This is a genomic window from Helicobacter mesocricetorum (assembly GCF_900198605.1).
GTDB lineage: Bacteria > Campylobacterota > Campylobacteria > Campylobacterales > Helicobacteraceae > Helicobacter_D > Helicobacter_D mesocricetorum.
On record NZ_FZPJ01000004.1, the window covers coordinates 1 to 26,261 of the forward strand.

Genomic DNA, 26,261 nt, shown 5'->3' on the forward strand with positions numbered 1-26,261 from the left:
GGGAAGGGTCAAATGGTTATAAGGGAAAGATTGGAAATAAATAACAAAAGGTTTAATATAAAGGGTATGGTAAAGTAGGATTGAAAAGGGAAAGGGAAAAAGAAAAAAAAAAAAGTCAGTTTAGTATGTAAATTAGAATCTACTTTAAAATACAAATTAGAGTCTAGTTTAGTATCTATTTCTAAAGTTTGAGTATGGATTGTAGATTCTAAAAGATTAGAATCAATTTTTACAGAAGATAGGCTTGGTGGAGTAGCTACAAGAGAAGGCATTATTGCCCCCCCCCCGCCCGGGTATTGATTATTTTGTTTTTATTAATGTTTTTCATAAAATTTCCTTTAAAAACATACGAAACTAACGATGGAGTGATTATAACATAGTTTTATGGAGAGTCTTTATATTGGGGTAAATAGATAGCGGTGTGCTTTTTGGATTTTTAATTCTTGCTTTAAGAGATTTTGTGTATTAAGAAATGTCGCACTTGCCTGGTATTTATCAAGTAAATTCTGTGGTGGAAAGCTTTTTTGAGGTTTTAGGAGTTTGGGTTTTTGGGAGTTTGGTAAAGAAAATTGCTTGTTTTCTTGTGGTAATTTTTTGGGAGAATAGGTCGGATTAATCGTAGGAATGCTCGTATTAATTTTAAATGCCATTTTAATCCTTAAACTTATCACTTTAAAGATCAAAAGCAAAAACCATTCCTTGGATTACTGAACTTTAGCCTTAAGATAAATTTCTCTCCAATTATCTTAACTTTAAGGTTAAAAGTGCAATGAGATTACTCATTAACGCAACAATCCAAAAGCGCACGATGATCTTGCTCTCACTTAAGCCCTTTTCTTCAAAATGATGGTGTAGGGGTGCCATTAAAAATATTTTTTTACCCCTTGCTTTGTAACTCCCAATCTGTAAAATGACAGAGAGTGCTTCTACAACAAAAACAAATCCAATCACCAAAAGCAAAATCTCATTTTTTGAAATGATTGCCATATAAGCGATAAATCCTCCCAAGGCTAAACTTCCACTATCTCCCATAAAAACTTGTGCTGGATGGCAGTTATACCATAAAAAGCCTACTAAAGAACCCACAAGAGCCGCAGAGATAATCGCCACTTCTCCGCTTCCTACAACCTTGGGCCACAAGAGATAATCACTTAAACCAGAGTTTCCAGCAATATAAACAAAAATCCCTAATGAAGTCAGCGCATAAATAGAGGGAATAGTTACCAAGCCATCTAAACCATCGGTTAAATTCACCGCATTGCTTGTAGCAACAAAAACTACAATCCAAAAGGCAATGCTAATAGCCCCCCAATGCCAAAGCGGATTTTTAATAAATGGCACATAAAAAGAATCTTCAAAGCCCACCATATACAAGCCAAAGGCTAATAAAAAGGAACTCAATATTTGCAAAGAAAATTTGACTTTCGCACTCATACCAGCGTTTTTTTTGCGTAGAACCTTTGATAAATCATCTTTAATCCCAATCAAAGAAAAAAAGATAATACAGAGGATTCCTAATATTACATAAGCATTATCTAACTTCGCACAAATCAAAGAAGCAATCAATGTAGAAAAGATAAAAACAATGCCTCCCATAGTAGGGGTATTAGTCTTTTGTAAGTGATTCTTAGGAGCATATTTTGAAATAGGTTGATTTGCCTTTTTGCTTTGAGCCCATAAAATATATTTTGGCATCCAAACAAGCACCAAAATAAAAGCGATAAAAAATGCGCTAGCGGCTCTAAAGGTTATGTATTGGAAAATATTGATATTAAACAAAGAATAAAAATAATAAAGCATTCTCAAAAAACTTCAAAAAAATTTAAAAAAATTAGGATAGCATTTTATCCAAACAAACTTTAAAAATGGGAATACTATGAAAACAATTTTAATTATAACCGATGGGATTGGTTATAGCCAACAAGAAAAATATAATGCCTTTTTTAAGGCTAAAAAGCCAAATTATGAGAAATTTTTTAAAGAGATTCCTTTTGGGATGATAAAAACCTATGGTGATTTTGTAGGGCTTCCAGAGGGACAAATGGGGAATTCAGAGGTAGGGCATATGTGTTTGGGGAGTGGAAGAATCCTCTATCAAGATTTAGTTAAAATCAATAAAGCCATTGAAAATGGGAGCTTATTAGATAATCCTGCCTTGAAAGTTCTAGATTCTAAAAAAAGAATCCATTTAATAGGGCTTATGAGTGATGGGGGAGTGCATTCTCATATTAACCATATTTTAGCCCTTGCTTTGGGATTAGAGACAAAATTTGAAATTTATTTACACCTTATTACCGATGGGAGAGATGTATTGCCACAAAGTGCTTTAGGGTTTTTAGAATCTATCCAAAAAGCTATCGAAAATAAAAATATTAAAATTGCGAGTTTAGGCGGAAGATTCTTTGCTATGGATAGAGATAATCGTTGGGATAGGGTGCAAAGGGCTTATGATGTGATAGCATTGGGCGATAATTTTAGCGACTTTTCTCCTAAGGAGTATCTGCAAAACCAGTATGAAAATGGGATTTTTGATGAATTCATAGAGCCGGCTTGTTTTGTAAAAGATTCTATCCAAAAAGAAGATGGGATTATTTTTGCAAACTTTAGGAGTGATAGGGCTAGAGAGATTGTTAGTGCTTTAGGGAATGAAGATTTTGAGGGTTTTAAGCGCAAAAGCTGGGTAAAAGTTCCGCTTATTACAATGACTCCTTATGATAAAACCTTTAACTTCCCTATTCTTTTCCCCAAAGAAACCATTACCAACACACTAGCAGAAGTTATCGCTAAAAACAACTTGCGACAATTCCACACCGCAGAAACAGAAAAATACGCGCATATAACCTTTTTTTTTAATGGTGGATTAGAAGAACCCTATATCAATGAAACAAGAGTCCTAATCCCCTCACCTGGTGTCAAAACCTATGATGAAAAGCCTGAAATGAGTGCCAAAGAAGTAGGTGATGCGGTTTTAAAGGCTATTGATGAATTCTATGATTTTATCGTCGTGAATTTTGCTAATGGGGATATGGTGGGGCATACAGGGAATTTTAATGCAGCGGTTTTAGCAGTAGAAGCAGTCGATAAAGAGCTTGGTAGGATTCACAAAAAAGCTAAAGAAAATAATTATGCCTTTGTTTTAACAAGTGATCACGGGAATTGTGAGGAAATGCAAAATGAAAAAGGAGAAATCTTGACTAACCATACTATCGGCGAAGTATGGGGATTTGTCGATGCACCTTGTGTAACAAAAGTCAAAAACGGAGGTTTAAATAACATTGCCCCAACCATCTTAAAGCTCCTAGAGATTGAGATTCCCAAAGAAATGGATGAGGCTTTGTTTTAAATTGCACAAATCCTAACTTTTAAATTTAAGTTTATTAGAAAATTTAAAGTTATTGGTATAGCCAACTTATTTCTTAATCTCTCAAAGAATAGCTATTCAAGGACTTTTTGTTCTTTTCTTTGAATTAAACGAACAATATTTGGAATATGCTTATAAAAGATAACAATAGTAATTAAAATAAGGGGTGTATGTGTGTGGATATGAGGAATATCAGGATGGATAATAAAACTCATTCCAACACCAAATAATACGCCAAATAAAGAAGCTAAAGAAGAGATTTTTAAAAATTTTCCAACTAAAAACCAAACGACTAATCCTAAGATAGCTTCTAAGGGTAAAAACATACCAATGACTCCAACGCTTGTAGCAACTCCTTTTCCACCTTCAAATTTCAAAAAAGGAGAAAAGCAATGCCCAATTACAGCTAAAAAAGCTATCATCCATTGTGCCTCATAAGTTAATCCTGCATATTTTGCCAATAAAAGCACTAAAATTCCTTTTAGGGCATCACTTAGGATTGTCAAAAAAGCAACTTTTTTTGCAATTTCTGGTTTTCTTTCTTTTAAAGCCCTTAAAACATTCGTTGCGCCAATGCTTCCACTTCCTACTTTAAGGATATTAATTCCTCCAAAAATCTTTCCATACAAAAGTCCAAAAGGGATTCCACCCACTAAATAAGCCAAAATATAAAAAATCCCATTAGCACTTGTAAAAAAATCTATTATTCCTGTCAAAACAAACATCATAAATCCTAAATTATTTATTTTCTATCTTAAACCATTCAATAAAATTCTATCGTTAAGAATTTATTCGCAACTAAACATCTAAGTGTTTAACATCTTTAGCGTGTGTTTGGATATATTCTCTTCTTGGTTCTACCTCATCCCCCATAAAAAGAGAAAAAATATCACTTGCTTTGAGCTCATCGTTTATTTCTACACGAATTAAACGACGATTTTCAGGCGTCATTGTAGTTTCCCAAAGCTGCTCTGGATTCATTTCTCCTAGTCCTTTGTATCGTTGGATATAAGCACCTTTTTTACTACTCTCCTCGATAGTATTAAGCAAATTAATGGGGTCTTTCCCCTCTAAAAAGCCTAAATCCCATTCTTTAAGTTTATTATAAATTAAATACGCTTCTTCAAACAAAGGATGTGAAAAAAGCTCTTCATCAATTTTTATATCTACTAAGCCTACATCTGTTTGCACATATAAATGAATTTTTCCTTCATCAAATGTTTGATTTAAAATATTATAATTTAAAGATTGTATCTTTTCTAAAATTGCTTGGTATAAAGCTTGGTGTTCTAATTGGAGTAGTTCTCTGTTTTCAACTAAAAAGCGGATAACTTCAATAAGTGAGAAACGTTTTTGCAAATGATTAAGGGTTAGGCGATAATGAGCAACAATTTTAAAAAAGTCTATTAAATCCTTTGTTCCAATTCCTCTAAATTCAAAATTTTCGATCCCATTTTCTATCAAATATCCGCTAAGGGCTTTTTCATCTTTAAGATAAATTTCTTTTTTTCCTTTTTTGAAACGATAAAGTGGTGGTTGGGCAAGGTATAAATATCCGGCTTCAATAATCCCTTTTAAATACCGGAAGAAAAAAGTCATTAAAAGTGTTTGGATATGGCTTCCATCAACATCTGCATCTGTCATAATAATAATTTTGTTATAACGAATTTTTGTAATATCAAAATCCTCACCAATCCCACAACCAAGAGCAATAATAAGATTCTTAATTTCTTCAGATTTTAAGATTTTATCTAGGCGACTTTTTTCTACATTTAAAATCTTTCCTTTTAAAGGCAAAATCGCTTGAGAAACCCTATCTCTTCCTTGCTTAGCAGAACCACCAGCAGAATCCCCCTCTACAAGATAAATTTCAGAAATACTTGGATCTTTGCTTTGACAATCAGCTAATTTTCCAGGTAGTGTTCCTACACTAAAGTTTTCTTTTTTGCGTGTTAATTCTCTAGCTTTCTTAGCAGCTTCTCTTCCTCTTGCTGCAAGTAAAGCTTTTTCCATAATAGCTCTTGCTTCATTAGGGTTTTCTTCAAAAAACTTCATAAGTTTTTCAAAGGTTAATTTCTGCACGATAGGACGCACAAAAGAACTCCCTAATTTACCCTTTGTTTGTCCTTCAAATTGTGGGTCAATAACCTTTACAGAAACAATCGCAATTAATCCCTCACGAATATCATCCCCTGTAATTTTAAAATCTTTTTCTCTAGCATTAGCATTAGCTTCGATATAGTTTGTGATAGCCCGTGTCAATCCTGTGCGAAATCCTGCTTCGTGAGTTCCTCCATCACTAGTTTTAATATTATTAACAAAGCTTAATACTTTCTCTTCAAATCCATCATTATAAGCAAGAGCAATTTGAGTTTCTACCTCACTATCTAGGCTTTCAAAATTTATCACAGAAGAAATAAGGGTTTTTTTATTTAAATCACTTACAAATTGATTCAAACCTCCATCAAAATGGTAAATTTCTTCAAATCCCTCTCTTTCGTCTTTAAAATAAATAGTGATTTGCTTGTTTAAGTAGGCAAGTTCTTTAAATCTCTTGGTTAAAATATCCCTTTGAAAGTTTGTGGTTTCAAAAATTTCATTATCTGGAATAAACTCAATAATAGTTCCATTTTCTTTACTTTTCCCAATGATTTGTAATTCATCTTGTGGGATTCCTTGTTGAAAGTTTTGTTGGTAGATATTGCCATTTTTGTAAATAGTCATTTGTAAGTTTTTTGAAAGTGCATTAACAACAGAAACTCCGACCCCGTGTAATCCACCAGAAACCTTGTAAGTTTCTTGATCAAACTTCCCTCCAGCGTGAAGCACTGTTAAAACAACGGTTGCAGCAGGAATTTTTTCTGTTGGATGAATATCTACGGGAATCCCTCTTCCATTATCTTTAATAATTGCACTTCCTTCTTTAGTAAGTGTAATATAAATGCTATTACAATAACCAGCCATTGCTTCATCAATAGAGTTATCAACAACTTCATAGATTAGGTGATGAAGTCCATTGATATTAGTATCCCCAATATACATTCCCGGACGTTTTCTGACTGCTTCTAAACCTTTTAAAACTTTAATACTACTTCCAGAGTATTGTTTATTTTCCATTATTTTCCTTAAAGATTTAAAAATTCTTATAAAATAATTGGCATTATAACGGTTGAAAAATTCTCACTTTTTAACATAAAAGGATTATTTTTACCATTTAAATACCAAGTAAATTCTACAGTGTCAATCTGGGTTAAGAAATCCAAAACATGGCGGGAGTTAATACCAATTTCTATTTCTTCGTTTAAAGGCAAATTGATTTCTAATTGGGTTTTAGCTTCTGAACTATCTTGACTTAGGGATTCAAATAAAATTTCATTGGGTTTAAAGATTATTTTAACATCATTAGTAACTGAATTAATAACTTTAATACCCTCAATGATTGTTGATTTAGAAAGTGTTAGCTCTGTTTGCATTTCTTTTGGAATAATTCTTTCGTAATCTGGGAATTTTCCATTAATTAAATGAGAGAAGAAAATATAATTTTGAGATTTTATAATGAGATTTTTTTCATTATAAAAAAGCTCTATATTATCAAAAAAGAGTTTTTGAATCTCTGTGATGGCTTTTTTGGGAAAGATTAATGAGAGATTATTGCCAGTAGCATTTTCAAACTTTATTATAGCTAGTCGTTTTGTATCTGTTGCGATGAAGTTATAAGAATATTCTTTAATATTTAATAATGCTCCATTTAATTCTCTTTTTTGGTTGTTAATGTCAATAACAGGAAAGATTTTTTTCATAGAAGAGATAAGTTCAAAAGAGTTAATTTCTAGTTTTGGTAAGTTTTCGTATTCTGGGAAGATTGGAAATTCTTGGGCATTAAAGGTTGAGAGTTTAAAAGAGCTTTTGTTTTGTTGGATATGGAGGTTTTCTTCGGTTGTATAGATATTAACCTCTCCTTCTTTTAGACGTTTAACAATATCTAACATTTGTTTTCCATTTGCTGTTGCTATTCCTTGTTCTTTGATATTTAAGGAATCTGTAATAGTGCATAAACCTATTTCAAAATCTGTTGCTTTACAAATTAGTTGATTGTTTTTAGTTTCTAGGTATATATGGGAGGTGATTTGGCTAGAATCTTTTTTGTCTAAAAAGGGTTGTAAGGCAGTAAGCACACTATCTAGCACACTATTTTGTATAGTGATATTCATAAGAAGCTCCTTTTATATTATTAGAATTTAGAAGTATTAGTAGGGTGGTTGAAAAGTTGAATAACTTTTCAAAATCTCCTAAATTTAATTCTTCATTTCTTAAATGTTTTTTGAAAGTTTTTCACATTTATTCAAGGCATTCTAGCAAAACTTTGTTTTTTAATGGATTAATTTTGTTTAATTTTGTTTGTTAATTCCTCAATCATAGTTTTTAAATTTTCGTTTTTATTGATTTCATCTTGGATACTTTTCATAGCTTTGCTAATAGTGCTATGGTCTTTCATACCAAAGAAGTTTGCTAGATAAGGCATAGAGTTAGGTGTGAGTGTTCGTGCTAAATAAATGACAATTTTTCTAGCTATAACAATGTTTTTAGAGCGACTTTTGCTTTTAATTTCTGAAGGTTTGATATTGAGGTATTTTGAAGTAGCTTCAATAATCCCATCCAAATTGATATTTTCTTTGGATTCTTTGATATATTCTTTTAAAATATCTTTCACAAAATCAATCGTAACTTCTTGAATGTTTGTAACATTAATAGAAAAGTTTAATTTTACTAAAACACCTTCAATTTCTCGGATATTATCATTGATATTTGCAGCAATAAAGTCAATGACTTTTGGGCTTAAAATAATCCCATCTAATTCACATTTTGCATTGATAATATTAATTTTGGTTTCTAATTCTGGAGGTTGAATATCTGCGAGTAATCCTGAAGTAAATCGTGTTTTTAATCTTTCTTCTAAGCCATTCATATTTTTTGGAGGTCTATCTGATGTTAGCACGATTTGTTTATAGTTTTCTTTTAATTCATTAAAGGTGTGAAAAAACTCTTCTTGGATTTGATTTTTACCACTTAAAAATTGAATATCATCGATTAAGAGATAATCACAAGCGCGGTATTTTTGTCGGAATCTTTCCATTGAATTGTTGCGGATATGCAGTAGATAATCATTTAAAAATTGCTCACTTGTCGTATAAATAACGATTTTTCCTACCGCTGCATTAACATTTCCAATAGCGTTTAATAAATGTGTTTTTCCAAGTCCGGTATTTCCATAAATAACTAGAGGATTATAAGAAGTGCTTTGATTTTGTGCAACGGCTTTTGCGACATTAAAAGCGAAGCTATTGGAGTTCCCTACAATAAAAGAATTAAAAGTTAAAGAGGGATTCAAATTTGTCGCGACATTCGTCTTTTTTTGGTTATTTTTTATCGCTTTTTTTGTGGTTTGGTTATAGACTTCTATAATAATTTCGGGCTTAAAACCATTTTGTGTTTCAAATAAATGTGTGATTTTGTGTAGATATTTTGTCCTAATAAAACTTGCGATAAAAATATTGGGAGCATTAAATATGATTCTATCATCACGGGAGTATTTTTCATTATAAACAATTTGACTAATATAGTTTTCAAATTCAAAAGGTGAAATTTCTTTTTTAAGCTGTAATAAGATAGGGTGCAATTTATATCCTTTTATTTTCACACTTGTGAATAAAATGTGAAAATGTGCTATTTAAAGATAATCAAATAATTTTGTAATTGTAACGAATAGTCATTGAAAGTTTGTGGTATTATTCTAAAATTTTATAGCATATTTTAAATCCTTAAAATAATAAATTTATCTAAGATAAAGGGAAGTTTTGAATATCTTAGGCATTGATCCTGGAAGTAGAAATTGTGGCTATGCCATTTTAGCCTTAGATAAAGGTTCTTTAAAACTACTAGAAGCAGGTTTAATTAAAATCAAGCAAAGAGTATTGCAATACCAAATTTTAGAATTTGTAGAGGGTATTGATTTGGTTTTAAAAAATCATCAAATCCACTCTGTTGCAATCGAAGATATTTTTTATGCGTATAATCCAAAAACCGTTATTAAACTCGCACAATTTAGAGGGGCTTTAAGTCTTAAAATTTTACAAGAGTTAGGAAATTTTGCAGAATATACGCCATTGCAGGTTAAAAAATCTCTTACAGGTAATGGCAAGGCTACTAAAGAGCAGGTTTCATTTATGGTAAGAAAGCTTTTAGGGATTAAAACAGAAATTAAACCCTTAGACATTACCGATGCTATTGCTATTGCTATTGCCCACGCACAAAGATTGAAATTTGAAAAAAGGAATTTTGATGCAAATTACACTTCTAAATTGTAGTGATCTTTCTATTTGTTCTCACGCTATTCGGACTTGTTGGCAGAGTTTTGAAAAAGGTGATAAAGGTGGAGAAAAAGACAAAGAGCTTATTTATCGAGTGGGGAACAAATTTAAACACGCCTCTACTTTAGAGCATCTTTATTATACTTTTTACATACAAGACATTTCAAGAGCGACTTTACAAGAATTAGCAAGACATAGAATCGCATCTTTGAGTGTAAAAAGCAGTCGTTATACTTTAAAAGAATTAAAAAATGAAGCTAGTTTTTTGCCTATTAATTCTGATAATCTAAAAAGGGCTAAGAAGTTTTTGGTTTTTACTCCTAATGATTTTGTCAATGAAGCATCGGTTTTTGCGTTAGAAAATTTACGCAATCTTTTGTCGCAAAACATTAGCAATGATTTAGCCAAATTTGCGATGCCAGAATCTTATAAAACAGAACTTACTTGGAGTATTAATGCTAGAAGTTTGCAAAATTTCTTAGCCTTAAGAAGTTCTAAAAGCGCACTTTGGGAAATTAGAGAGCTTGCCTTAGCGATTTTTGATATAATCCCACAAGATCATCAATTTCTTTTTAAAGATTTTATAGAGGAGATAAAATGAAGATTTTAAACTTTATAGTATGGGTTTTTTGTTTGTTGGCTATGCAATCTTTTGCAAATAACTTGAAATTAGGAGTTGATTATATTGTTTTAGAAAAACCTTTAAAAGATTCTCAAAATAGCGTTATAGAGCTTTTTAATATTGGTTGCCCTCATTGCGCATATTATAATGGATTATTGCCAAAGATACTAGAAATGCTTCCACAAGATACAAAGTTTTTGCCTTATCATTTAAGCACAACTGCAAGATACCATAAAGAATTTTCTGATATTGTTGTTGTGGCTTTGTTAAAAGATAAAGAGAATAAAAGAGATACAAAATCTCCTGATGCCCTTTATAAAAAAGTTTTAGATTATTATTTTAATACTATTCATAGAGAGCGAAGAAATTGGAAGAATGCGCAGTTATTTTTAGAGAATTCTTATTTTTTAATGAATATTGATGAGCAAGAATTTCAACAACTCTTAAACTCTAAGGAAGCTAAAGAAATATTAGAAGCTATGCCAGAAGCTATGGAATATGCTAGTATTCAAGGTGTTCCTAGTTTTATTATTAATGGCAAATATATGATTGTGTCACGAAATATTAAGAGTATAGAAGATTTGATTTTTAAAATTAATGTTTTATTAGAAGAGTAATTTTACTGATTTTTCTTTTCATCGTTAATTTTACGCACTTTAATTAAAACCTCAACCATTGCTTGATAAAGAGATTCAGGAATTTCTTTATCAATATCTACATCTTTATAAAGAGCTCTTGCTAAAGGAGGATTTTCTATAATGGGTATTTCGTGTTCTTTGGCAATTTCTTTAATCTTTTGGGCTAAGAAATCTACCCCTTTAGCCAACACTCTAGGTGCTTTTTCTTTAGTATTATCATAACGCAAAGCTACTGCATAATGTGTGGGGTTAGTAACTACAACATCGGCATTTGGGATATTTTGCATCATCCGTTTTTTAGCAGCTTGAAACATCAAAGAGCGAATCTTTCCTTTAATTTGCTGATCCCCCTCTTGGTTTTTAAATTCATCTTTCACTTCTTGTTTGCTCATTCTTAAGGATTTATAATATTGGTATCGCTTAAGGAAATAGTCTAAAGTTGCCATAGTTAAGAAAAAAGTTAATAAGATGGCTATAAGAATGAGGGCTTTATCTTTAAACCAAAGCATTTGTTCCCCAACAGGAAAAAGTGAGACAGTGGTGAGTTCTTTTATGAAGTTTAAAAATACAAAAAATGCAATAACAAAGGCTGTTAGGACTTTAAAAGTAATTAAAAAACCATCCAAAAGCTTTTTTGTAGAAATAAGATTTTTAATACCAGAGATAAAATTTAGTTTTTGTAATTTTGGTTGGATAGCTTTAGTTGTTAGCAAAAACCCACTTTGAGAGATATTTGCTACTATTCCAGCAATCATTAAAGAAGCAAAAATGGGTGCAAGTAATGATAATATCTCAAAAGCTAATGAGATTGCTAGGGACATAGCATTATTGCGTGAGAATTCTTGGTTAAAATGGCTATAAACATTTTCAAAAATATTCCCAACACCTTTAACCCAAAAGCTAAAACATAAAAAAACCAATACAAGCCCTACAACTAATCCCAAAAAAGCATTAACATCGGGGCTTTTTAAGACATTTCCTTCTTCTCTTGCTTTTTGAATTTTACGAGCTGAGGGGGCTTCGGTTTTTTCTTGTTCATCTGCCATTTATGCTTCTTTTAATTGCTTGTTGGTAGTCTTTTGGGTAATTTAAATTGCTACTTTCTTGAGTGCTTATTTTAACAAATTCTAAGGGTTCCATATTTTTTAATAAGTCCATTAACCGATAATTGCCTTTTTGGATTTGGTTATTAATAAGGGGCAAGGAATCTTTGGGATAGATTCCAATGAGCGGATGAATCTTTTCATTTTTTGCAAAGGTTGCTTTTTGGTGTTGTTGAAAAGATTCTATGATTTTTAAGATGGAATTTTTTTGCAAAAAAGGGGTATCTATGGAGATAACAAAAATATTTTGCTGCAAGGTTTCTAAAACACTTTTTAGTCCAAAAATGGGGGCAAAAGTATTTTCATTATCTAAAATGGTTTGGACATTATAATCATTAATAATAGGGGTTTTACTAGAGAAATATAAATTTTTAAAGATTTGGTAAAAGTTTTTGGCTTGGAAGTTTGCTAGGCTTTGTCCAAAGAAGTCTAAATTTTGTTTTAATATGCCCATTCTTGAACTTTTCCCGCCCGATAAAATAATGCAAGTTAGCAAAATTGCCCTTTTTAAAGTTTTATCAAATTATAGCTTTTTTTAATATTCTTAAGACTATGATTTGTAATAAATTTTTAGGAGATTTATTGTTAGTAGATAGTTTTGGACGCACTATTGATTATATGCGCATTAGTGTTACACAACGTTGTAATTTCCGCTGTCTTTATTGTATGCCAAATATTCCTATGGATATAGGAAGCGAAGAGGATGATGTGCCTTTAGAGGGTGTGTTAAATTTCATTAAAGTTGCGATTAATGAAGGTGTTAAGAAAATACGAATCACTGGTGGAGAACCACTTCTTAGAAAAGGAATCGTAGATTTTATCGCACAAATTTATCAATTAAGCCCATCTATTGATATTGCTTTAACAACTAATGCTTATCTTTTAGCTCCCCTTGCTAAATCTCTAAAAGAAGCAGGATTAAAACGTATTAATATTTCTTTAGATTCTCTAAAGAAAGAAAAAATCCAATGTATTTCCAAACGCGATGGATTAGAAAAAATCCTACAAGGGATTGAGTCTGCTAAAAAAGAGGGATTTTTAATAAAATTAAATATGGTGCCTCTAAAAACTATTAATGAAGATGAGGTTATAGATATCTTAGAATATGGGATAAATTTAGGTATTGGTGTACGTTTTATTGAATTTATGGAAAATATGCACGCTAGAAGTGGTATAGACGGACTAAGGGCAAAAGAGATTTTGGAAAAAATTGAGAAAAAATATTCTTTTAAATTATTGCAAAAAGATGTTTTTGGTCCTGCTACTCTCTTTGAGATTATGCAAAATCAAGAATCTTATATTTTTGGAATTATTGCTCCTCATAATGATGATTTTTGTAAAACTTGCAATAGAATCCGTTTAAGTAGCGAGGGCAAATTAATACCTTGTCTTTATCACGAGAATGCTATTGATATTAAAGAAGCAATGCTTTATGGAGATAGTCAAGAGATATTGAAACGTTTGAAGCTTTGTGTAGAAAAAAAACCAGAAAAAAATGATTGGAATGAAAATCAAACTTCAATGCGTGCGTTTTATAAAACAGGTGGATAGTAACAAATAAATTTAATTATTAAATAATAATAATTTTCTTTTAATAATTTATAGATATAATTTCATCAACTTTTATAATAAAAGTGATATAATAAAAATGAAACATTAATTAAAAAGGAGTTCAATATGAAGAAAGTTGTTCTAATACTTAAACAAATCCAAGCAGATTCAGCAGTTTTTTATATTAAATTGCATAACTATCATTGGAATGTTAAAGGAATGGATTTTCATCCTGTGCATACAGCATTAGAGGGTATGTATGATGATATGGCAGATTTGATGGATGATATGGCAGAGAGAATCTTGCAAATTGGTGAGAAACCTTATGTAACAATTAAAGATATGCTCTCTCATAGTAAGATTAAAGAAGAGAGCAAAACAAGCTTTGATTCTAAGACTATTACAAAAGCGGTTCTTCCAGATTACGAATATTTTTTAAAATCTTTTAAAGAATTATCAGATGTAGCAGGAGAGGCAAATGATAAGGCAACTGTTGCTTTAGCTGATGAGAAGATAGCAGCTTTAGAGAAAGCAATTTGGATGTTAAAAGCCCAACTTGCTTAAACTCTTAGCACCTCTTTGGTGCGTATGTATTTAACCCTCTCTTTTTAGATTCCATAGATTTTTATTTATCTAATGTAGTTATTCCTCTTCTAAAATTTATTTTATGCTTGCCAATTACTTTTATATTGATATTTTTCAAATTGGCTATATCTTTGGTTGTTTTGTATAAAAGGACAAAAGGCTCTGTAATTTTAATTGCGGTTATTTTAGGATTTAAAAGGATTTATAAAATTGCTAAAAACCCAATTCTTTATAAAGAGCAATTGCGTATCTATCTGTCATTGAAGCAATATAGTCTGCACATATTCTATGGATTTTTGCCCCTTGTTCTATTTTGAGTTGCAAATCTTTGGGCAACAAAGCTGTATCATTACTTAGGCATTCATAGAGTTTTTTAATACACCGCTTCCCCATAAACATTTTTTTGTAAATCTCTTCGTGGCGATAGAGATGTTTAAAAAGGATTTTTTTAAGAATCTTTATATCCTTTTGCATACTTTTTGTATGTGTTATGGGCAAGGGGCTATGGGATGGATATACGAAGCATTGCGGATATTCTTGTGTGAAAGATTGGTTATTTTGCAGTAAATCATAAACGAGTAATGTGATAAGCCTTGAAGTGAAGCGATGACGAAAAATAGATTCTTTAAAAGAAATTTTTTCTTCATTTTCTACATATTCTATGCAGTTTCTTACAAGTTTGCTTTCTGCTAAGGTGCCAAAGTTAATAAGATGATATTTGATTCCATCATCAATATCGTGGCTAATATAAGCGATTTCATCGGATAAATCCACAATAATAGCTTCTAGGCTTGGGTGGAAGTTTAGCTTGAAGGCTTCTTTGTAATAACTGCTTAAAAAGGGTTTTTCATAAGGATAAGAATGTTTTAATATACCTTCTAAAGTCGCAAAGCAAAGATTTAGCCCATTGAAATTTTGGTAACGTTTTTCTAAATTTGTAACTACTCTAAAGGATTGGAAGTTGTGTTCAAATCCACAAGAATATCCATCTTCTTTTATCACTCTATCAAGCTCATCTCCTCCTGCGTGTCCAAAGGGTGTATGCCCTAAGTCGTGGGCTAAAGCAATAGCTTCTGCTAAATTTTGGTTAAGCCCTAAATGGTAAGAGAGGGTTCTAGCAATTTGGCTAACTTCTAAAGAATGCGTTAAGCGAGTGCGAAAATAATCCCCACTAGAATTTAAAAAAACTTGTGTTTTATACTCTAACCTTCTAAAATAAGAGCTATGAATAATCCTATCCCTATCCCTGCTAAAAGCGTCTCTAAAGTCTTCCGTAGATGGATAAAAACGATAATGAGGTTGCATTACAATCCTTGTTTTGTTTGTATTTTATCGCCTTTGTGCTAATATTTACAAAAAACTTAAGGAATTTTTATGAATGTTTTTGAAAATAATGCCTTTAAAGTCTTAATGCAATCTTTTGGGGAATATCAGACAAATTGTTATTTGGTATTTGACAAAAATACACAAGAATCTTTAATCATCGATGCAGGAATTAATGCTGTAGATTGGGTATTGCAGAATGCTAAAAAGCCATTAGCGATTTTAAATACACACGGGCATTTTGACCATACTTGGAGCAATGCGGCTTTAAAAGAACATTTTGCACAAATTCCTCTTCTTTGTCCCTTTGAAGACGCCTTTATGCTCAAAGATGATTGTTTTAGCACAGGATTGCCCTCATCCATACCTGATATTTTAGTGGGTGCAAAAGAAGGGGAAGTAATAGAAGAAAAGACAGCAAACACGCAAAATCTTAATCGTAAAAATACCTACAATTTTGGCAATTTTTCTATGGAGTTTATTTGTTACCCCGGACATACTCCCGGTTGTAGCGTGATTGTCCTATCGCATAAAGCAATAGAAGAGAAAATAATGTTTAGCGGAGATTTTATTTTTTATCGTTCTATTGGTCGTAGTGATTTTCCTTATTCTTCTTCAGAGGCGATGAAAAAGAGTTTAGAATCTTTTTTAAATTTTGAAGAAAATATACCTGTTTTTCCGGGGCATGGTGGCAGCACGGATGTTTTTTCTGAAAAAGAAAATATTCCTTATTGGTTGGCTAGGATTTAACAAGATATAGCAAGATAAAAAGTAACATCTTTAGATTTTTTATGATTAAAAATAAGGCAAATATTTTTTATCCTTAGTAATTGCGATAGAATTAACGCATATTTAATGCCAAATGAAGTTTTAGGGGGTTTTGTGGTTGCCTATTTGCCCTTAAAAGAAATTGCTTTTTATTCGCTAGAGATAAATGAAGAAAAGCTTAATAAAGAATGTTTGCGTGATAGCTTAGAAGAGCAGATTTGTTTGATTTTTGGCTTAAAGCGAGATTGTGAATATTTTTTAAGCTTTAATAATGCCCTAAACCCTAATTTATTCTATTGTATCGTGGTTTGCACAGATAGTTTTACCCAATACTCTACTAAAGATACTACATTTTTAACCAATCCTATTTTTTTAACCCAAGTTTTTTTGCCTAATGATAAGGATTTTAATGTTTTTATTATTGCAGATATTATCAATCCCTTAGATATCGGCATTATTGTTTATTATCAAGAATCTATTATTTTTTTGGATATTTTGGAGCATAAAGAAATTGTGAAATCTCTTTATAAAATAGAGCAAGAAATAACTACGGATTTTTATCTTTGGTGCGAGAATGATAATTTAAGACAGAGTCTAAAGCAGTATATTAACAAAGAAATTAGGTTGGTTGATGTTTATGAGCATACGCAAAACTTATTGGATTATCCTAAAGTGCTAAACTTTATCCCAACTAAAGAGATTATTCCATTTTGGAGACAAAATGTAGGAAAATTAATTTTAATAAGTATTATGGGAATGCTTCTGGGCATCTCTTATCCCCTAACCTTAGAAATTTTAGCTTTTTTGGAGCAGAGGCATAATGAAGATTTAAAACAGCAAATTCAATCCCAGCAGTTAGAATATAAAAAATATAGTGGAAATAAAAAGGATTTTAAAGCATTGAGTGAAAAATATTTTCAGCTTCAGGAAAAAATAGCATTTAATAAAGCTTATTTGGAGAAATTTATACCTAAACAATCACCTATGATATTTTTTGCAAAGGCTAAGGAATCTTTAGCGCAAAATAATATCAAAATTGCCTATTTTCACTATTCCCAAGATGCTTATGAAATGCTACTAATAGGAGAGTATAGTTTAAAGTTTATTGAGTTTTTAGAGCAAAAAGGATTAGGTGTTTTAGAGCTTTTAGAGCCTATCCAATCTTTTTATTTTGTGAGGCTTAAAAGTTGATAGGCTTTTTGGTGCAAATAGAAGAGTGGATTAAGGCAAAAAGCATTAGAGAGAAGATTTTGCTTTTTTGTCTTTGTTTTGTCCTTTTTGCTATGCTTCCTTTGTGGGGATTTTTAGAAAGGGCAGAATATTCTTTGTATTATCAAAAAACACAATCTAAAGAGCTTCAAAATTATTTATCGGGATTGAAAAGAGAGTTTTTAAAGGTTGCAGAGGAGAATAATGTTTATGCACTAGAGGAAACTATTGCTAATTTAGAGCAGACTTTATCTACACAAGAAAAACAAAAACTCCTCCTCCAAACAAATTCTAGTGTTATTGCACAGCTTAACTTATTAAGCCAAGAGTTTGCTTTAGAGCAGTTTGTTTTAGCACAAGATCAACAGATATTTTTAGAAGGGAGTGGGACATTTAAAAATGTTTTTGGATTCCTCTTAAGGATAGAAAGCTTTTTTAAGGCTTTAAAAATCACAGACTTTTGGATTTATCCTAATGCTAGAAATTTAGATTTTGCTATGCAGATGGAACTATTAGACTTCAAGGAAGAGTTTTGAAAATATATATTTTTATGCTTATGGTGTTGCAAGCTTTTAGTAAAGAATTATTGTCTTATGATCCCTTTTTTTACGAAGATAGGGATTTTATTGAATTATTGGGAATTATGGATACAAAGGTGAATCTTAATGGAAAATGGTATCAAGCAAAAGATACTTTTGAGGGATTATTGATTAAAGAAGTCCAAAAAGATTGTGTTATTTTGGGGGAAAGAAAAATTTGTTTGGCAAAAAAGAGGCTTTGGGAGGATTGATATGCGGTTTTGGTGGATTATATGTTTTTGTAGCATTATCGTCTATGGAAATTGTGAAAATCGTTTATTTAATCTCTCTTTAGAGGATTCAAAAGTCAAAATTATGGAAGTTTTAAATGAATTTGCTAAAGAATGCCATTTTAGTGTTATTTATAAGGATTTAGAAACGCAAAAAAGCCTTGATAGACTTTTACCATTAGTCAATATTAAACAAAAAGATTTGGATTTTGTGTTTGATTTATTATTTGATGTGGCAAATTTGCATTATGATTATGCGAATAATCTCTTAACCTTGCAAGTAGAAAAAATAAAAACTTTTAAGATTAATTATGTTGGCACTAATCGGCAAGGCTCTAGTAGCACTTCGGTTTTTATTAATAATGACGAAAGCTATTCCAACGCTTATAGGGATACTACAACACAGAGTTTAAACAAATCGGGTATTGATATTACTAGTGAAGATGGTTTTAATTTTTGGGATATGATTGAAGAGGAAGTCTTATTGCTTTTAAATAAAACAGAAAATGATTCTAATGTGATTGTGAATAGAGGGGCTGGGTTGATTAGCGTTAGGGCGGATAAAGAGAGTTTGCAAAAAGTTGAATCCTATATTGATAGTTTGCACCAAAGGCTGCAAAAGCAAGTTTTAATTGATGTGAATATCTTGAGTATCTCCCATAATCATAATAATACAACGGGCATTAATTGGAATGAATTGTATAATTTGCAAAATTTGGCAATACCTTCATTTGGTCAAAACCCTAATTTTGGTGGAGATGGAGAGGTTGGGAATGTGAGTGGGTTAAATGTGGTTGGTGGGAGCGGTAGGAATGTGATTTCTTATGGAATAAATATTTTTTCACAAGGCTTAAGCTTAGAGCGAATTATTGAGTTTTTAAAGACTTATGGAAAAGTGCAATCTATCTCTAATCCTAAGATTTTAACGCTTAATAATCAGCCTGCTATGATTAGTGTGGGGGATATTTTGCGTTATAAAAAAAGCTCTGTCTATCAAAACACTAATGCGCAAACAACCCTGACTAATACAGATAACGAATATCCAACAATCTTTGCTGGAGTTTTGCTTGATGTTACTCCTTTGGTTTTTGATGATGAGATTATGCTTAAAATTAATCCTTCTATTACTAAAACAAGAGAGAATAAGTTGGAATTGCCAAGTAACGCCTTTGAAACACCGCCTAATCTAACGACTAATCAGCTCTCTTCTATTGTAAGGGTTAAAAATAATCAAAAGATTATTTTAGGGGGGCTTATATCCCAAAATGTTTCTAAAAAAGAAAGCAAGATTCCGCTTTTGGGCGATATTCCTCTTCTTAAAACCTTCTTTTCTTATTCTCAAGATATTGAAAATATAGAAGAGATTGTTTTTATTATAGAGCCAAAAATCATTAATGAGGATTTGGTATTTAGCTTAGAATCCTTGGGTTATAAACTCATAGAGGAAGAGTGATGTTAAAATTAGCATTTGTTTGTGTAATATGTGGTTGCCTTATGTTGGGGATGTTTTTTGATAAAAAACCCTTTAAGCCTTGTTTGTATGTGAGCGCACACACTCTAAATATCAGAGAGTTGCCTAATATGGGTGCAGATATTTCTGGAAAACTCTATCGCAATGATGCAATTTGTGAGTATTTCTCTACTAAAAACGACTTTTTAGAAACAAAATTAGGCTGGGTATCCTTGAAGTATTTACGATTAAATCCTGTAACAAAAAAAGATGTCATCCAAGAAGAATCCAAAGAAGAATCCAAAATAGCTTTGAATGCGATAAAGAATCCTAAGAAATTTTATTTTAGTAGCATACAAAAGCCCACTATGCTCTATGAGGCTCAAGAATCTTTAGCAAATGCAGATTATAAAAGAGCAAAATCCTTAGCCTTGCAGATTAACCAAGCAGACCCCAAGAATATAAAAAGTTGGGAGATTTTTATAAAAAGTATGTATTTAGAGGGCAATAGACAAGAGGCTATTGCTATTTTGAAGCAATTTTTGGCTCATTCTTATGATAAAAGTCTTGCTATGCTTTTAGAGAAAATGCAAAGAGGGAATAAGATTTAGTGAAGAGTTTTTGCTTAGGGGAGATTGAAAAGGAATCAGCTTTACTTTTAAATACAGAGCAAGTGGAGTATTTTCAAGCAATCATCATCAAAGAAGAGAGCGAGAAATTATGGATTGGATTAAAAAACCCTGATGATTTTAAATACCACGATTTTTTTAAAAAGCATTTTGAGGGAAAAGTTTTAGAGTTTGGAAGGATTAGTGAAGAGGATTTTAAAAAAGCATTATCGTGGTTAAAATTAGAAGAGCGATTAATCAAGCTTTTGTCTCAAATTTTTGATGAGATTCAAAAGATTTCAGAGGGTGAAAACTCTAGTATTTTGGAGTTAGTTACATTAATCTTGCAAGAGGGAGTGTCTAAAAGAGCAAGTGATATACATTTTCAAAAAGATTTTGAGCAATGCCGTATTTGTTTCCGAATCGATGGTGTTTTAATAGAGAGATTTAATTTTCAAGGATGGGTTTTTGCTCCCCTTAGTTCTTCTTTAAAATTGTTGGCTAATTTGAATATTACAGAAAATACGATGCCACAAGATGGGAGATTTTCTTTAGAATTGTTAAAAGAAGATTCTAAAAGATTATTAGATTTTAGGGTTTCTGTTTTGCCTTTAATGGATGGAGAATCGATTGTTTTGAGGGTGTTAGATAAGCAAAAAACACTTTTATCCTTAGAGAGTTTGGGTTTTTTGCCTATCCAAATGGAGAAAATTAGGCGACTTTTTTCGCTTCCTTATGGATTGGTTTTTATAACAGGTCCTACTGGGAGTGGCAAAAGCACGACGATGTATGGGATTTTAAATATCATTAAAGATAGGAATTTAAAGATAATTACCCTAGAAGATCCCATAGAATATCGTCTTCCTAGAATCGCTCAAGTTGCAGTTGGGCAAAAAATGTCTTTTGCTAGTATTTTAAAAAATGTTTTGCGGCAAGATCCTGATGTGATAATTCTAGGGGAGGTGCGGGATAGAGAAACCTTACAAATAGCCATTCAAGCAGCTTTTACAGGGCATTTAGTGTTTGCAACTTTGCATACTAACGATTCTTTAGATACGATAGTGCGTTTGTTGGATATGGGATTAGAGCCTTATTTTATCGCCCAATCACTAAGCGGAATCATTGCCCAAAGGCTTGTAAGAAAACTTTGTGTATGCAAAGTTTTAGAGGGAGATTCTTTTGTCTCTAAGGGTTGTGTAATCTGTAATAACACAGGATATAATGGCAGAGAAGTTATTGCAGAGGTTGTAGAGATGGATAAGGTTTTAGAGGATTTTATTTATCAGAAAATAGATAAGCAGAGGGCTTTGGATTTATTAAGAGAGAGGGATTTGGATTTTAGCCTTTACCAACAAGGCTTAAAAAAGGTAGAACTTGGAATTACGGATTTAAAAGAAGTTTATCGGGTTGTTAAATAATGTGTTTTTTGGTTCGCTTTAAAAAAGAGGGGAAAATTTACACACAAAGATTTTATGCTACTGATGAAAAATCCCTTTATGCAAAATTGCAAAAAGATAAAGTTTTTGTTCTGGAGATTTTGCCTAAAGTAAGCCTTTTAGAGGCTATAATTATTCTTATCCCTCCTAAGACTAAAGAACTTATGAGTGCATTTTATCAGTTAAAATTGGGCTTAAGGGCAAAAATGCCCTTATTATCCGTCCTAGAGAACACCATTTTACAAGTCCATAATCCTCTTTTAAAGCTAAAATTTAAAAAAGTCCTCTTTGGGCTACAAAAGGGTAAAACTCTGCCGCTTTGTTTTTTAGAAGCAGGTTTTGAAGAATTTATTTGTTCAATGATTGAAATAGGGCATAAAAGCGGAAGACTTATTGAGGTTTTGGAGTTTATTATTTTAGGATTAAAAAATCGTCAAAAGAATGAAAAAGTTTTAAAGAAAATCCTGTTTTATCCTTTATTTGTTAGCGTGGTTATGGTATTGGTGTTTTTAGGGATTACGATTTTTGTTCTCCCACAATTTGAATCTTTGTTTTTAGATTTTCAATCAGATTTGCCTTTAGTGAGTAAGAGTTTATTATTTATGCGAACTTTGGTTGTAGAGTGGGGAATAGGGATTGTTTTTGGGATTTGCCTAATAAGTCTTATTGGGGTTTGGCTTTATAGGCATTCTATTTTTCTCCAAGAAATATTGTCTAAAATAGCTTTATCGTTACCTTTTTTAGGGAGGGTTATTTATCATTATGCAATGAGTCAATTTTTGCTAAGTTTTTATTGGCTTTATCGGAGTAAGATTCCTTTAGAGCAGGTTTTAAAAATTTCTTCAAAAGGGATTGAGAATACCTATTTGAGGCTTAGGGTAGAGGATATTTATGGGTATATCCTAAAGGGTGTTGGCATTGCCGAGAGTTTTGAAAAAAGCGGTATTTGGGATAGGCTTACTTTAGGACTAATCCATAGTGCTAAAGATGAGGAGGGGTTTTTAGAAGCTTTAGAGGTTATATTGGATCTTCATAAGGAAGAGTTGCAAACTAGAAGTGAAGCATTGATGGCTAGTTTAGAGCCTTTGATGATTGTATTTTTGGGATTGCTTGTATTGTGGCTTGCCTTAGGGATATTTTTGCCCCTTTGGGAACTTCCTTTAAAGATGAAAGCATTTTGATGAAGTTTGCATTAAGCTTCTTGAGGGCATTTTCTCTCATAGAATTATTGATAGCTTTAAGTATAGTTAGCTTAAGCTTTATCTTTTTTGCAAAGGTTTTATGGCAAGAAGATTCTTCTAATAGCGTTCAATCCTTAGTGATACCTGTTTGTGCTACATTGCAAAGGAATTGTGTGTATCATTTGCCCTCAAATCAATCCCTCCCTCTTATCAATATTCAATGAAAAAGTTAAGAGCTTTTGGGCTTATTGAAGTATTAATTGTCGCTTTGATTGTTGGGGTGATAGTGGGGATAAGCGGGAAGAGTTTGTTGGCTATTTATGGGGATTATCAAAGTAGTAGGCAGAAGTATTTGTTAGAAATTTCTTTGCTTAATACTATTGCGCAGATACAAAGGATACTCCAAAAGGCTATTTTTGAGAGTATTTTCTTGCAAGGTGATACTTTAGAGTTTTTAGAAAAAAGTAATCAATGGGTGAGGATTGGGGAATATTCTTTGCCTTGTTTTAGCTCTCTTGTCGCTAAGGCTACAATGAGTAACACTAGTAACACTTTAAAGCTTGAAGTTTTGTCGCTTAATCAACAATTTCAGGCACATCTTAATACTTTATGCACTCTTTATTCACAATCTTTTGAATTATTGTTTTTATACCCCAATATCCACCCTAGAGATTATTATACTCCTAAATTTAGAGCAAAAATACTTTCACAAGATGCTTATCAGATTCATACCCAAATACCAGAATTTTTAATGAATAATTCTTTAAAAATATTTTTCCCAAAGGTGTATTTGCTTAATCCTAGAATGGCTCATAAAAAGATTGTTTTAAAGGATAATCAATTGTTTTTAATGTCTGATAAGGCTTACTTGCTTGATGATTTTATCCAGAGTATTAAGCTAGAGAGGATGGAGTTTGGATTGAAGCTTACGCTTTGCAAAAAGCCTAAAGACTTACTTTGTAAAAGCCATATTATCTTAGAGGAGGGTTTTTGAAGAGAGCTTATGTTTTACTTTCTTTGGTTTTGCTTGTTGTGGTTGGGGGAATGATATTTTTCTTAAGTCTTAAGAATGTCGTCTTAACGCAAGGTATTTTGCAAGAAAGTCAAAGCCAAATTTGGTTGATTTTGCATATGCAGAGCTTTAGGAGTGTTTTAAAAGACAAGCTTAAAAACCGACAAATTCTTTTTTCTAGTTTAAATTTTGCAGAATTTTCTATGAGTTTTGATAGGATTTACCATTATAAAGCCCTTATTACAAAAGTTGAAAACACTTTGGGGGTGGAGATTTATTGGGTGGATATTTTTGGAACACAAGAAGAACAAAAATATTCTGTTAGTTTTCAAAGTTTTCTTTACTAAATACTATATTTTGATTTCTATATAAGGTGTAGAATCTGCGCTTTTTATCGCTTCTCTCACATTTTCTCCCCATTATTTCCTCATTTCTTGCCATTTGCCCCCACAGAATTTAGAGATTATTAGACAATCCCTTATTTAACTTCACATAAATTAAGCTATCGCATATTTTTACGACTTTTCATAGCCTAAAACATAAGAGTAGTCCAAAATACATTAATACATTGTCAAAAATACATTGCCAAAGTAGAGTTTTGGGGCAAGAGAATAAGAACTCAATCCCATATACTCTAGGGATTTTGGTTATTATGGATTCTAAGATAAGATTTAAGGAAGGGTGGATTTTGCTCTTAAGGGCATAAAGAAAATCCTAAAGCATAGCAAGAGCTTATTTAGCTCAAGCTTTTCATATCAATTACATAGCGGAAGTTTGCTTCCCCTGCGGCGACTTTTTTGTAAGCTTCTTCAAGTTTTTGGATAGGGATTATCTCTACTTCTGGATAAATATTGTTTTTGATAGAATAATCAAGCATTTCTTGAGTTTGGGAAACTCCGCCAATGAGTGAGCTATAAATTTTTCGCTTAAAGCCCCAAATCATCGCATTAGCATCAAGCTTTGGATTATCCTCGTGTGAAGGAAGCCCAACGATGGCTAACTCTCCATACATTTTTAGCATTTTATGATAAGCGTTAATGTCGTATTGGTAAGGAATGGTTGAAATAATGAAATCAAATTTATTGCTAAGGGTGTTAAACTCTTGAGAATCCACTTGGATAAAATGTTTGATTCCTAGTTTTTGCGCTTCTTTGGATTTATCCAAAATATCAAAAGCACTCACTTCTGCCCCAAGGGCTACCATATATTTTGCCGCCATATGTCCTAGCCCTCCAAGTCCAGCTACGGCGACTTTTTGTCCTTTTTTTACCTTTGAGTATTTAATGGGCGAATAAGTCGTAATGCCCGCACAAAGTAGGGGGGCTACCTTTTCTATGGCGACATTTTTAGGAAGTTTAAAGGCGAATTTTTCGCTTAAGACAATATTGCTTGAATAGCCTCCTTGGCTGATTTCTCCATTATGAAAGACATCTTTGCTATTGTAGGTAAAAACCGTTTGCCCTCTTGTGCAAAATTGCTCTTCGCTTCGCTTACAAGTCTCACATTCTCCACAGCTATTAACCATACAACCAACCCCTGCATAATCGCCAACTTTAAACTTGCGAACTTTTGAACCAACGGCAACAATGCGTCCTGCAATCTCGTGACCGGGTATCATAGGATGATTAGCAGGTCCGTGCTCTCCTTTGATGGTGTGCAAATCACTATGACAAATTCCTGCGTATAAAATTTCAATTAAGACATCATTATCGCCTACTGAATGGCGCATAAAGTTATAAGGATGAAACTTCCATTCCTTGCCAAAAGCCGCATAGCCTTTAGCACTAATGGGGGCATTGGATTGAAACTCAAGGAGGTTTTGCTCAATGCTTGGTTTTGGGGATTCTTGAGGAATGATGGGGTTTGGAGTTTTCGCCTTTAGAGGGGATAGGAGATTGCCTCCAAACATACTTCCACCTAAAACTCCCCCTGCAAGAAGGGAGGTTTTTAAAAATTTGCGTCGCTTATTATCTGGGGTTTTGCTATATTCTTTGAGGGGTTGAGATATTATAGTAGTCTTTTTAGAATTATTTTTCATAATTTAGCTCCTAGTTTTTAAGTTAAAGACAAATTATAAAGGATTAGAGTAGGTGTCAGTCAAGACTTTTGTGGTATTTTTGAAAGCTAATTAGGATTTATAAATTATCGCATCATTCTAATTTATTTAGCGGTATTTGCCTAAAAGATTCCTTTGTGCTGAGCGGATAGATTGAAATTTAAAAATCCTATCATAGCCTA

At 32.1% G+C, this 26,261-nt stretch carries 27 protein-coding genes; 17 read left to right on the plus strand and 10 right to left on the minus strand.

Annotated elements, in window-relative coordinates:
• Nucleotides 1–395: 395 nt before the first annotated feature.
• Complete coding sequence (locus C6H18_RS00700; RefSeq protein ID WP_158654848.1) at nucleotides 396–650, minus strand: hypothetical protein; 255 nt, start codon at nucleotides 648–650, stop codon at nucleotides 396–398.
• 91 nt (nucleotides 651–741) lie between these two features.
• On the minus strand, nucleotides 742–1,800 hold the full coding sequence (gene mraY, locus C6H18_RS00705) for a phospho-N-acetylmuramoyl-pentapeptide-transferase (RefSeq protein ID WP_104721210.1): 1,059 nt from the start codon (nucleotides 1,798–1,800) through the stop codon (nucleotides 742–744).
• A 76-nt stretch (nucleotides 1,801–1,876) separates the two neighbouring features.
• On the opposite strand from mraY, the gene gpmI reads away from it, so the two are divergent.
• Complete coding sequence (gpmI, locus tag C6H18_RS00710) at nucleotides 1,877–3,343, plus strand: 2,3-bisphosphoglycerate-independent phosphoglycerate mutase (protein ID WP_104721211.1); 1,467 nt, start codon at nucleotides 1,877–1,879, stop codon at nucleotides 3,341–3,343.
• Nucleotides 3,344–3,435: 92 nt separating this feature from the next.
• Here the strand turns inward: gpmI and plsY are convergent, their stop codons facing one another.
• The 4 genes from plsY to dnaA all read right to left on the minus strand — a co-directional run bounded on the left by plsY (nucleotide 3,436) and on the right by dnaA (nucleotide 9,038).
• Nucleotides 3,436–4,086 (minus strand): glycerol-3-phosphate 1-O-acyltransferase PlsY, encoded by a 651-nt coding sequence (gene plsY, locus C6H18_RS00715; protein ID WP_104721212.1) that lies wholly within the window; start codon nucleotides 4,084–4,086, stop codon nucleotides 3,436–3,438.
• Between the two features lie 73 nt (nucleotides 4,087–4,159).
• Complete coding sequence (gene gyrB / locus C6H18_RS00720) at nucleotides 4,160–6,478, minus strand: DNA topoisomerase (ATP-hydrolyzing) subunit B (RefSeq protein ID WP_104721213.1); 2,319 nt, start codon at nucleotides 6,476–6,478, stop codon at nucleotides 4,160–4,162.
• A gap of 26 nt (nucleotides 6,479–6,504) precedes the next feature.
• Nucleotides 6,505–7,572, minus strand: a complete 1,068-nt coding sequence (gene dnaN / locus C6H18_RS00725; RefSeq protein WP_104721214.1) for a DNA polymerase III subunit beta — start codon at nucleotides 7,570–7,572, stop codon at nucleotides 6,505–6,507.
• Between the two features lie 167 nt (nucleotides 7,573–7,739).
• Complete coding sequence (gene dnaA / locus C6H18_RS00730; RefSeq protein ID WP_104721215.1) at nucleotides 7,740–9,038, minus strand: chromosomal replication initiator protein DnaA; 1,299 nt, start codon at nucleotides 9,036–9,038, stop codon at nucleotides 7,740–7,742.
• A 178-nt stretch (nucleotides 9,039–9,216) separates the two neighbouring features.
• Between dnaA and ruvC the strand changes: the two genes are divergently transcribed.
• From ruvC to C6H18_RS00745, 3 genes are read left to right on the plus strand one after another with little or no spacing between them, the layout of a single operon-like run.
• Entirely contained in the window at nucleotides 9,217–9,726 is a 510-nt protein-coding gene (gene ruvC, locus C6H18_RS00735) for a crossover junction endodeoxyribonuclease RuvC (protein ID WP_104721216.1), read from the plus strand.
• Complete coding sequence (gene thyX, locus C6H18_RS00740; protein WP_104721217.1) at nucleotides 9,701–10,330, plus strand: FAD-dependent thymidylate synthase; 630 nt, start codon at nucleotides 9,701–9,703, stop codon at nucleotides 10,328–10,330. The genes ruvC and thyX overlap by 26 nt, the downstream gene beginning before the upstream one ends.
• Complete coding sequence (locus C6H18_RS00745) at nucleotides 10,327–10,968, plus strand: thiol:disulfide interchange protein DsbA/DsbL (protein WP_104721218.1); 642 nt, start codon at nucleotides 10,327–10,329, stop codon at nucleotides 10,966–10,968. The genes thyX and C6H18_RS00745 overlap by 4 nt, the downstream gene beginning before the upstream one ends.
• Nucleotides 10,969–10,970: 2 nt before the next feature.
• Here the strand turns inward: C6H18_RS00745 and flhB are convergent, their stop codons facing one another.
• Complete coding sequence (flhB, locus tag C6H18_RS00750; protein ID WP_104721219.1) at nucleotides 10,971–12,035, minus strand: flagellar biosynthesis protein FlhB; 1,065 nt, start codon at nucleotides 12,033–12,035, stop codon at nucleotides 10,971–10,973.
• Nucleotides 12,025–12,588 (minus strand): molybdenum cofactor guanylyltransferase, encoded by a 564-nt coding sequence (locus tag C6H18_RS00755; protein ID WP_104721220.1) that lies wholly within the window; start codon nucleotides 12,586–12,588, stop codon nucleotides 12,025–12,027. Before C6H18_RS00755 ends, flhB begins: the two co-directional genes overlap by 11 nt.
• Before the next feature lie 86 nt (nucleotides 12,589–12,674).
• On the opposite strand from C6H18_RS00755, the gene moaA reads away from it, so the two are divergent.
• Both moaA and C6H18_RS00765 read left to right on the plus strand, forming a co-directional pair.
• Complete coding sequence (moaA, locus tag C6H18_RS00760; protein ID WP_104721288.1) at nucleotides 12,675–13,643, plus strand: GTP 3',8-cyclase MoaA; 969 nt, start codon at nucleotides 12,675–12,677, stop codon at nucleotides 13,641–13,643.
• A 126-nt stretch (nucleotides 13,644–13,769) separates the two neighbouring features.
• Nucleotides 13,770–14,207, plus strand: coding sequence for a Dps family protein (locus tag C6H18_RS00765; RefSeq protein ID WP_104721221.1), 438 nt, complete (start codon nucleotides 13,770–13,772; stop codon nucleotides 14,205–14,207).
• A 234-nt stretch (nucleotides 14,208–14,441) separates the two neighbouring features.
• Here C6H18_RS00765 and C6H18_RS00770 read toward each other — a convergent pair whose 3' ends face one another.
• Nucleotides 14,442–15,533, minus strand: a complete 1,092-nt coding sequence (locus C6H18_RS00770) for a deoxyguanosinetriphosphate triphosphohydrolase family protein (RefSeq protein ID WP_104721222.1) — start codon at nucleotides 15,531–15,533, stop codon at nucleotides 14,442–14,444.
• A gap of 69 nt (nucleotides 15,534–15,602) precedes the next feature.
• Here C6H18_RS00770 and C6H18_RS00775 point away from each other — a divergent pair, with 69 nt between their 5' ends.
• The 11 genes from C6H18_RS00775 (at nucleotide 15,603) to C6H18_RS00825 (ending at nucleotide 24,370) form a co-directional block, all read left to right on the plus strand.
• Nucleotides 15,603–16,301 (plus strand): MBL fold metallo-hydrolase, encoded by a 699-nt coding sequence (locus tag C6H18_RS00775; protein ID WP_104721223.1) that lies wholly within the window; start codon nucleotides 15,603–15,605, stop codon nucleotides 16,299–16,301.
• A 105-nt stretch (nucleotides 16,302–16,406) separates the two neighbouring features.
• Nucleotides 16,407–17,510 (plus strand): hypothetical protein, encoded by a 1,104-nt coding sequence (locus C6H18_RS00780; protein WP_104721224.1) that lies wholly within the window; start codon nucleotides 16,407–16,409, stop codon nucleotides 17,508–17,510.
• Nucleotides 17,507–18,064 carry a hypothetical protein gene (locus tag C6H18_RS00785; RefSeq protein ID WP_104721225.1) on the plus strand — a complete coding sequence of 186 codons (558 nt, stop codon included), beginning with the start codon at nucleotides 17,507–17,509 and terminating at the stop codon, nucleotides 18,062–18,064. The genes C6H18_RS00780 and C6H18_RS00785 overlap by 4 nt, the downstream gene beginning before the upstream one ends.
• Nucleotides 18,061–18,318: a hypothetical protein gene (locus C6H18_RS00790; protein ID WP_233704010.1), complete on the plus strand. Its 258-nt coding sequence runs from the start codon at nucleotides 18,061–18,063 to the stop codon at nucleotides 18,316–18,318. Before C6H18_RS00785 ends, C6H18_RS00790 begins: the two co-directional genes overlap by 4 nt.
• 1 nt (nucleotide 18,319) lies before the next feature.
• Nucleotides 18,320–19,789: a pilus (MSHA type) biogenesis protein MshL gene (gene mshL / locus C6H18_RS00795; protein ID WP_104721226.1), complete on the plus strand. Its 1,470-nt coding sequence runs from the start codon at nucleotides 18,320–18,322 to the stop codon at nucleotides 19,787–19,789.
• A complete protein-coding gene (locus C6H18_RS00800; protein ID WP_104721227.1) occupies nucleotides 19,789–20,397 on the plus strand; it encodes an SH3 domain-containing protein in 609 nt (202 codons plus the stop codon). The genes mshL and C6H18_RS00800 overlap by 1 nt, the downstream gene beginning before the upstream one ends.
• Nucleotides 20,397–21,812 carry a GspE/PulE family protein gene (locus C6H18_RS00805; RefSeq protein WP_104721228.1) on the plus strand — a complete coding sequence of 472 codons (1,416 nt, stop codon included), beginning with the start codon at nucleotides 20,397–20,399 and terminating at the stop codon, nucleotides 21,810–21,812. Before C6H18_RS00800 ends, C6H18_RS00805 begins: the two co-directional genes overlap by 1 nt.
• Nucleotides 21,812–23,011, plus strand: coding sequence for a type II secretion system F family protein (locus tag C6H18_RS00810; RefSeq protein WP_233704011.1), 1,200 nt, complete (start codon nucleotides 21,812–21,814; stop codon nucleotides 23,009–23,011). The genes C6H18_RS00805 and C6H18_RS00810 overlap by 1 nt, the downstream gene beginning before the upstream one ends.
• Nucleotides 23,011–23,235, plus strand: a complete 225-nt coding sequence (locus tag C6H18_RS00815; RefSeq protein ID WP_104721230.1) for a prepilin-type N-terminal cleavage/methylation domain-containing protein — start codon at nucleotides 23,011–23,013, stop codon at nucleotides 23,233–23,235. Before C6H18_RS00810 ends, C6H18_RS00815 begins: the two co-directional genes overlap by 1 nt.
• Nucleotides 23,232–24,005, plus strand: a complete 774-nt coding sequence (locus tag C6H18_RS00820; RefSeq protein WP_104721231.1) for a type II secretion system protein — start codon at nucleotides 23,232–23,234, stop codon at nucleotides 24,003–24,005. Before C6H18_RS00815 ends, C6H18_RS00820 begins: the two co-directional genes overlap by 4 nt.
• Nucleotides 24,002–24,370: a hypothetical protein gene (locus tag C6H18_RS00825; RefSeq protein ID WP_104721232.1), complete on the plus strand. Its 369-nt coding sequence runs from the start codon at nucleotides 24,002–24,004 to the stop codon at nucleotides 24,368–24,370. Before C6H18_RS00820 ends, C6H18_RS00825 begins: the two co-directional genes overlap by 4 nt.
• Nucleotides 24,371–24,759: 389 nt before the next feature.
• On the opposite strand, the gene C6H18_RS00830 is transcribed toward C6H18_RS00825, so the two are convergent.
• Nucleotides 24,760–25,851: an NAD(P)-dependent alcohol dehydrogenase gene (locus tag C6H18_RS00830; RefSeq protein WP_407645578.1), complete on the minus strand. Its 1,092-nt coding sequence runs from the start codon at nucleotides 25,849–25,851 to the stop codon at nucleotides 24,760–24,762.
• Nucleotides 25,852–26,261: the final 410 nt, after the last annotated feature.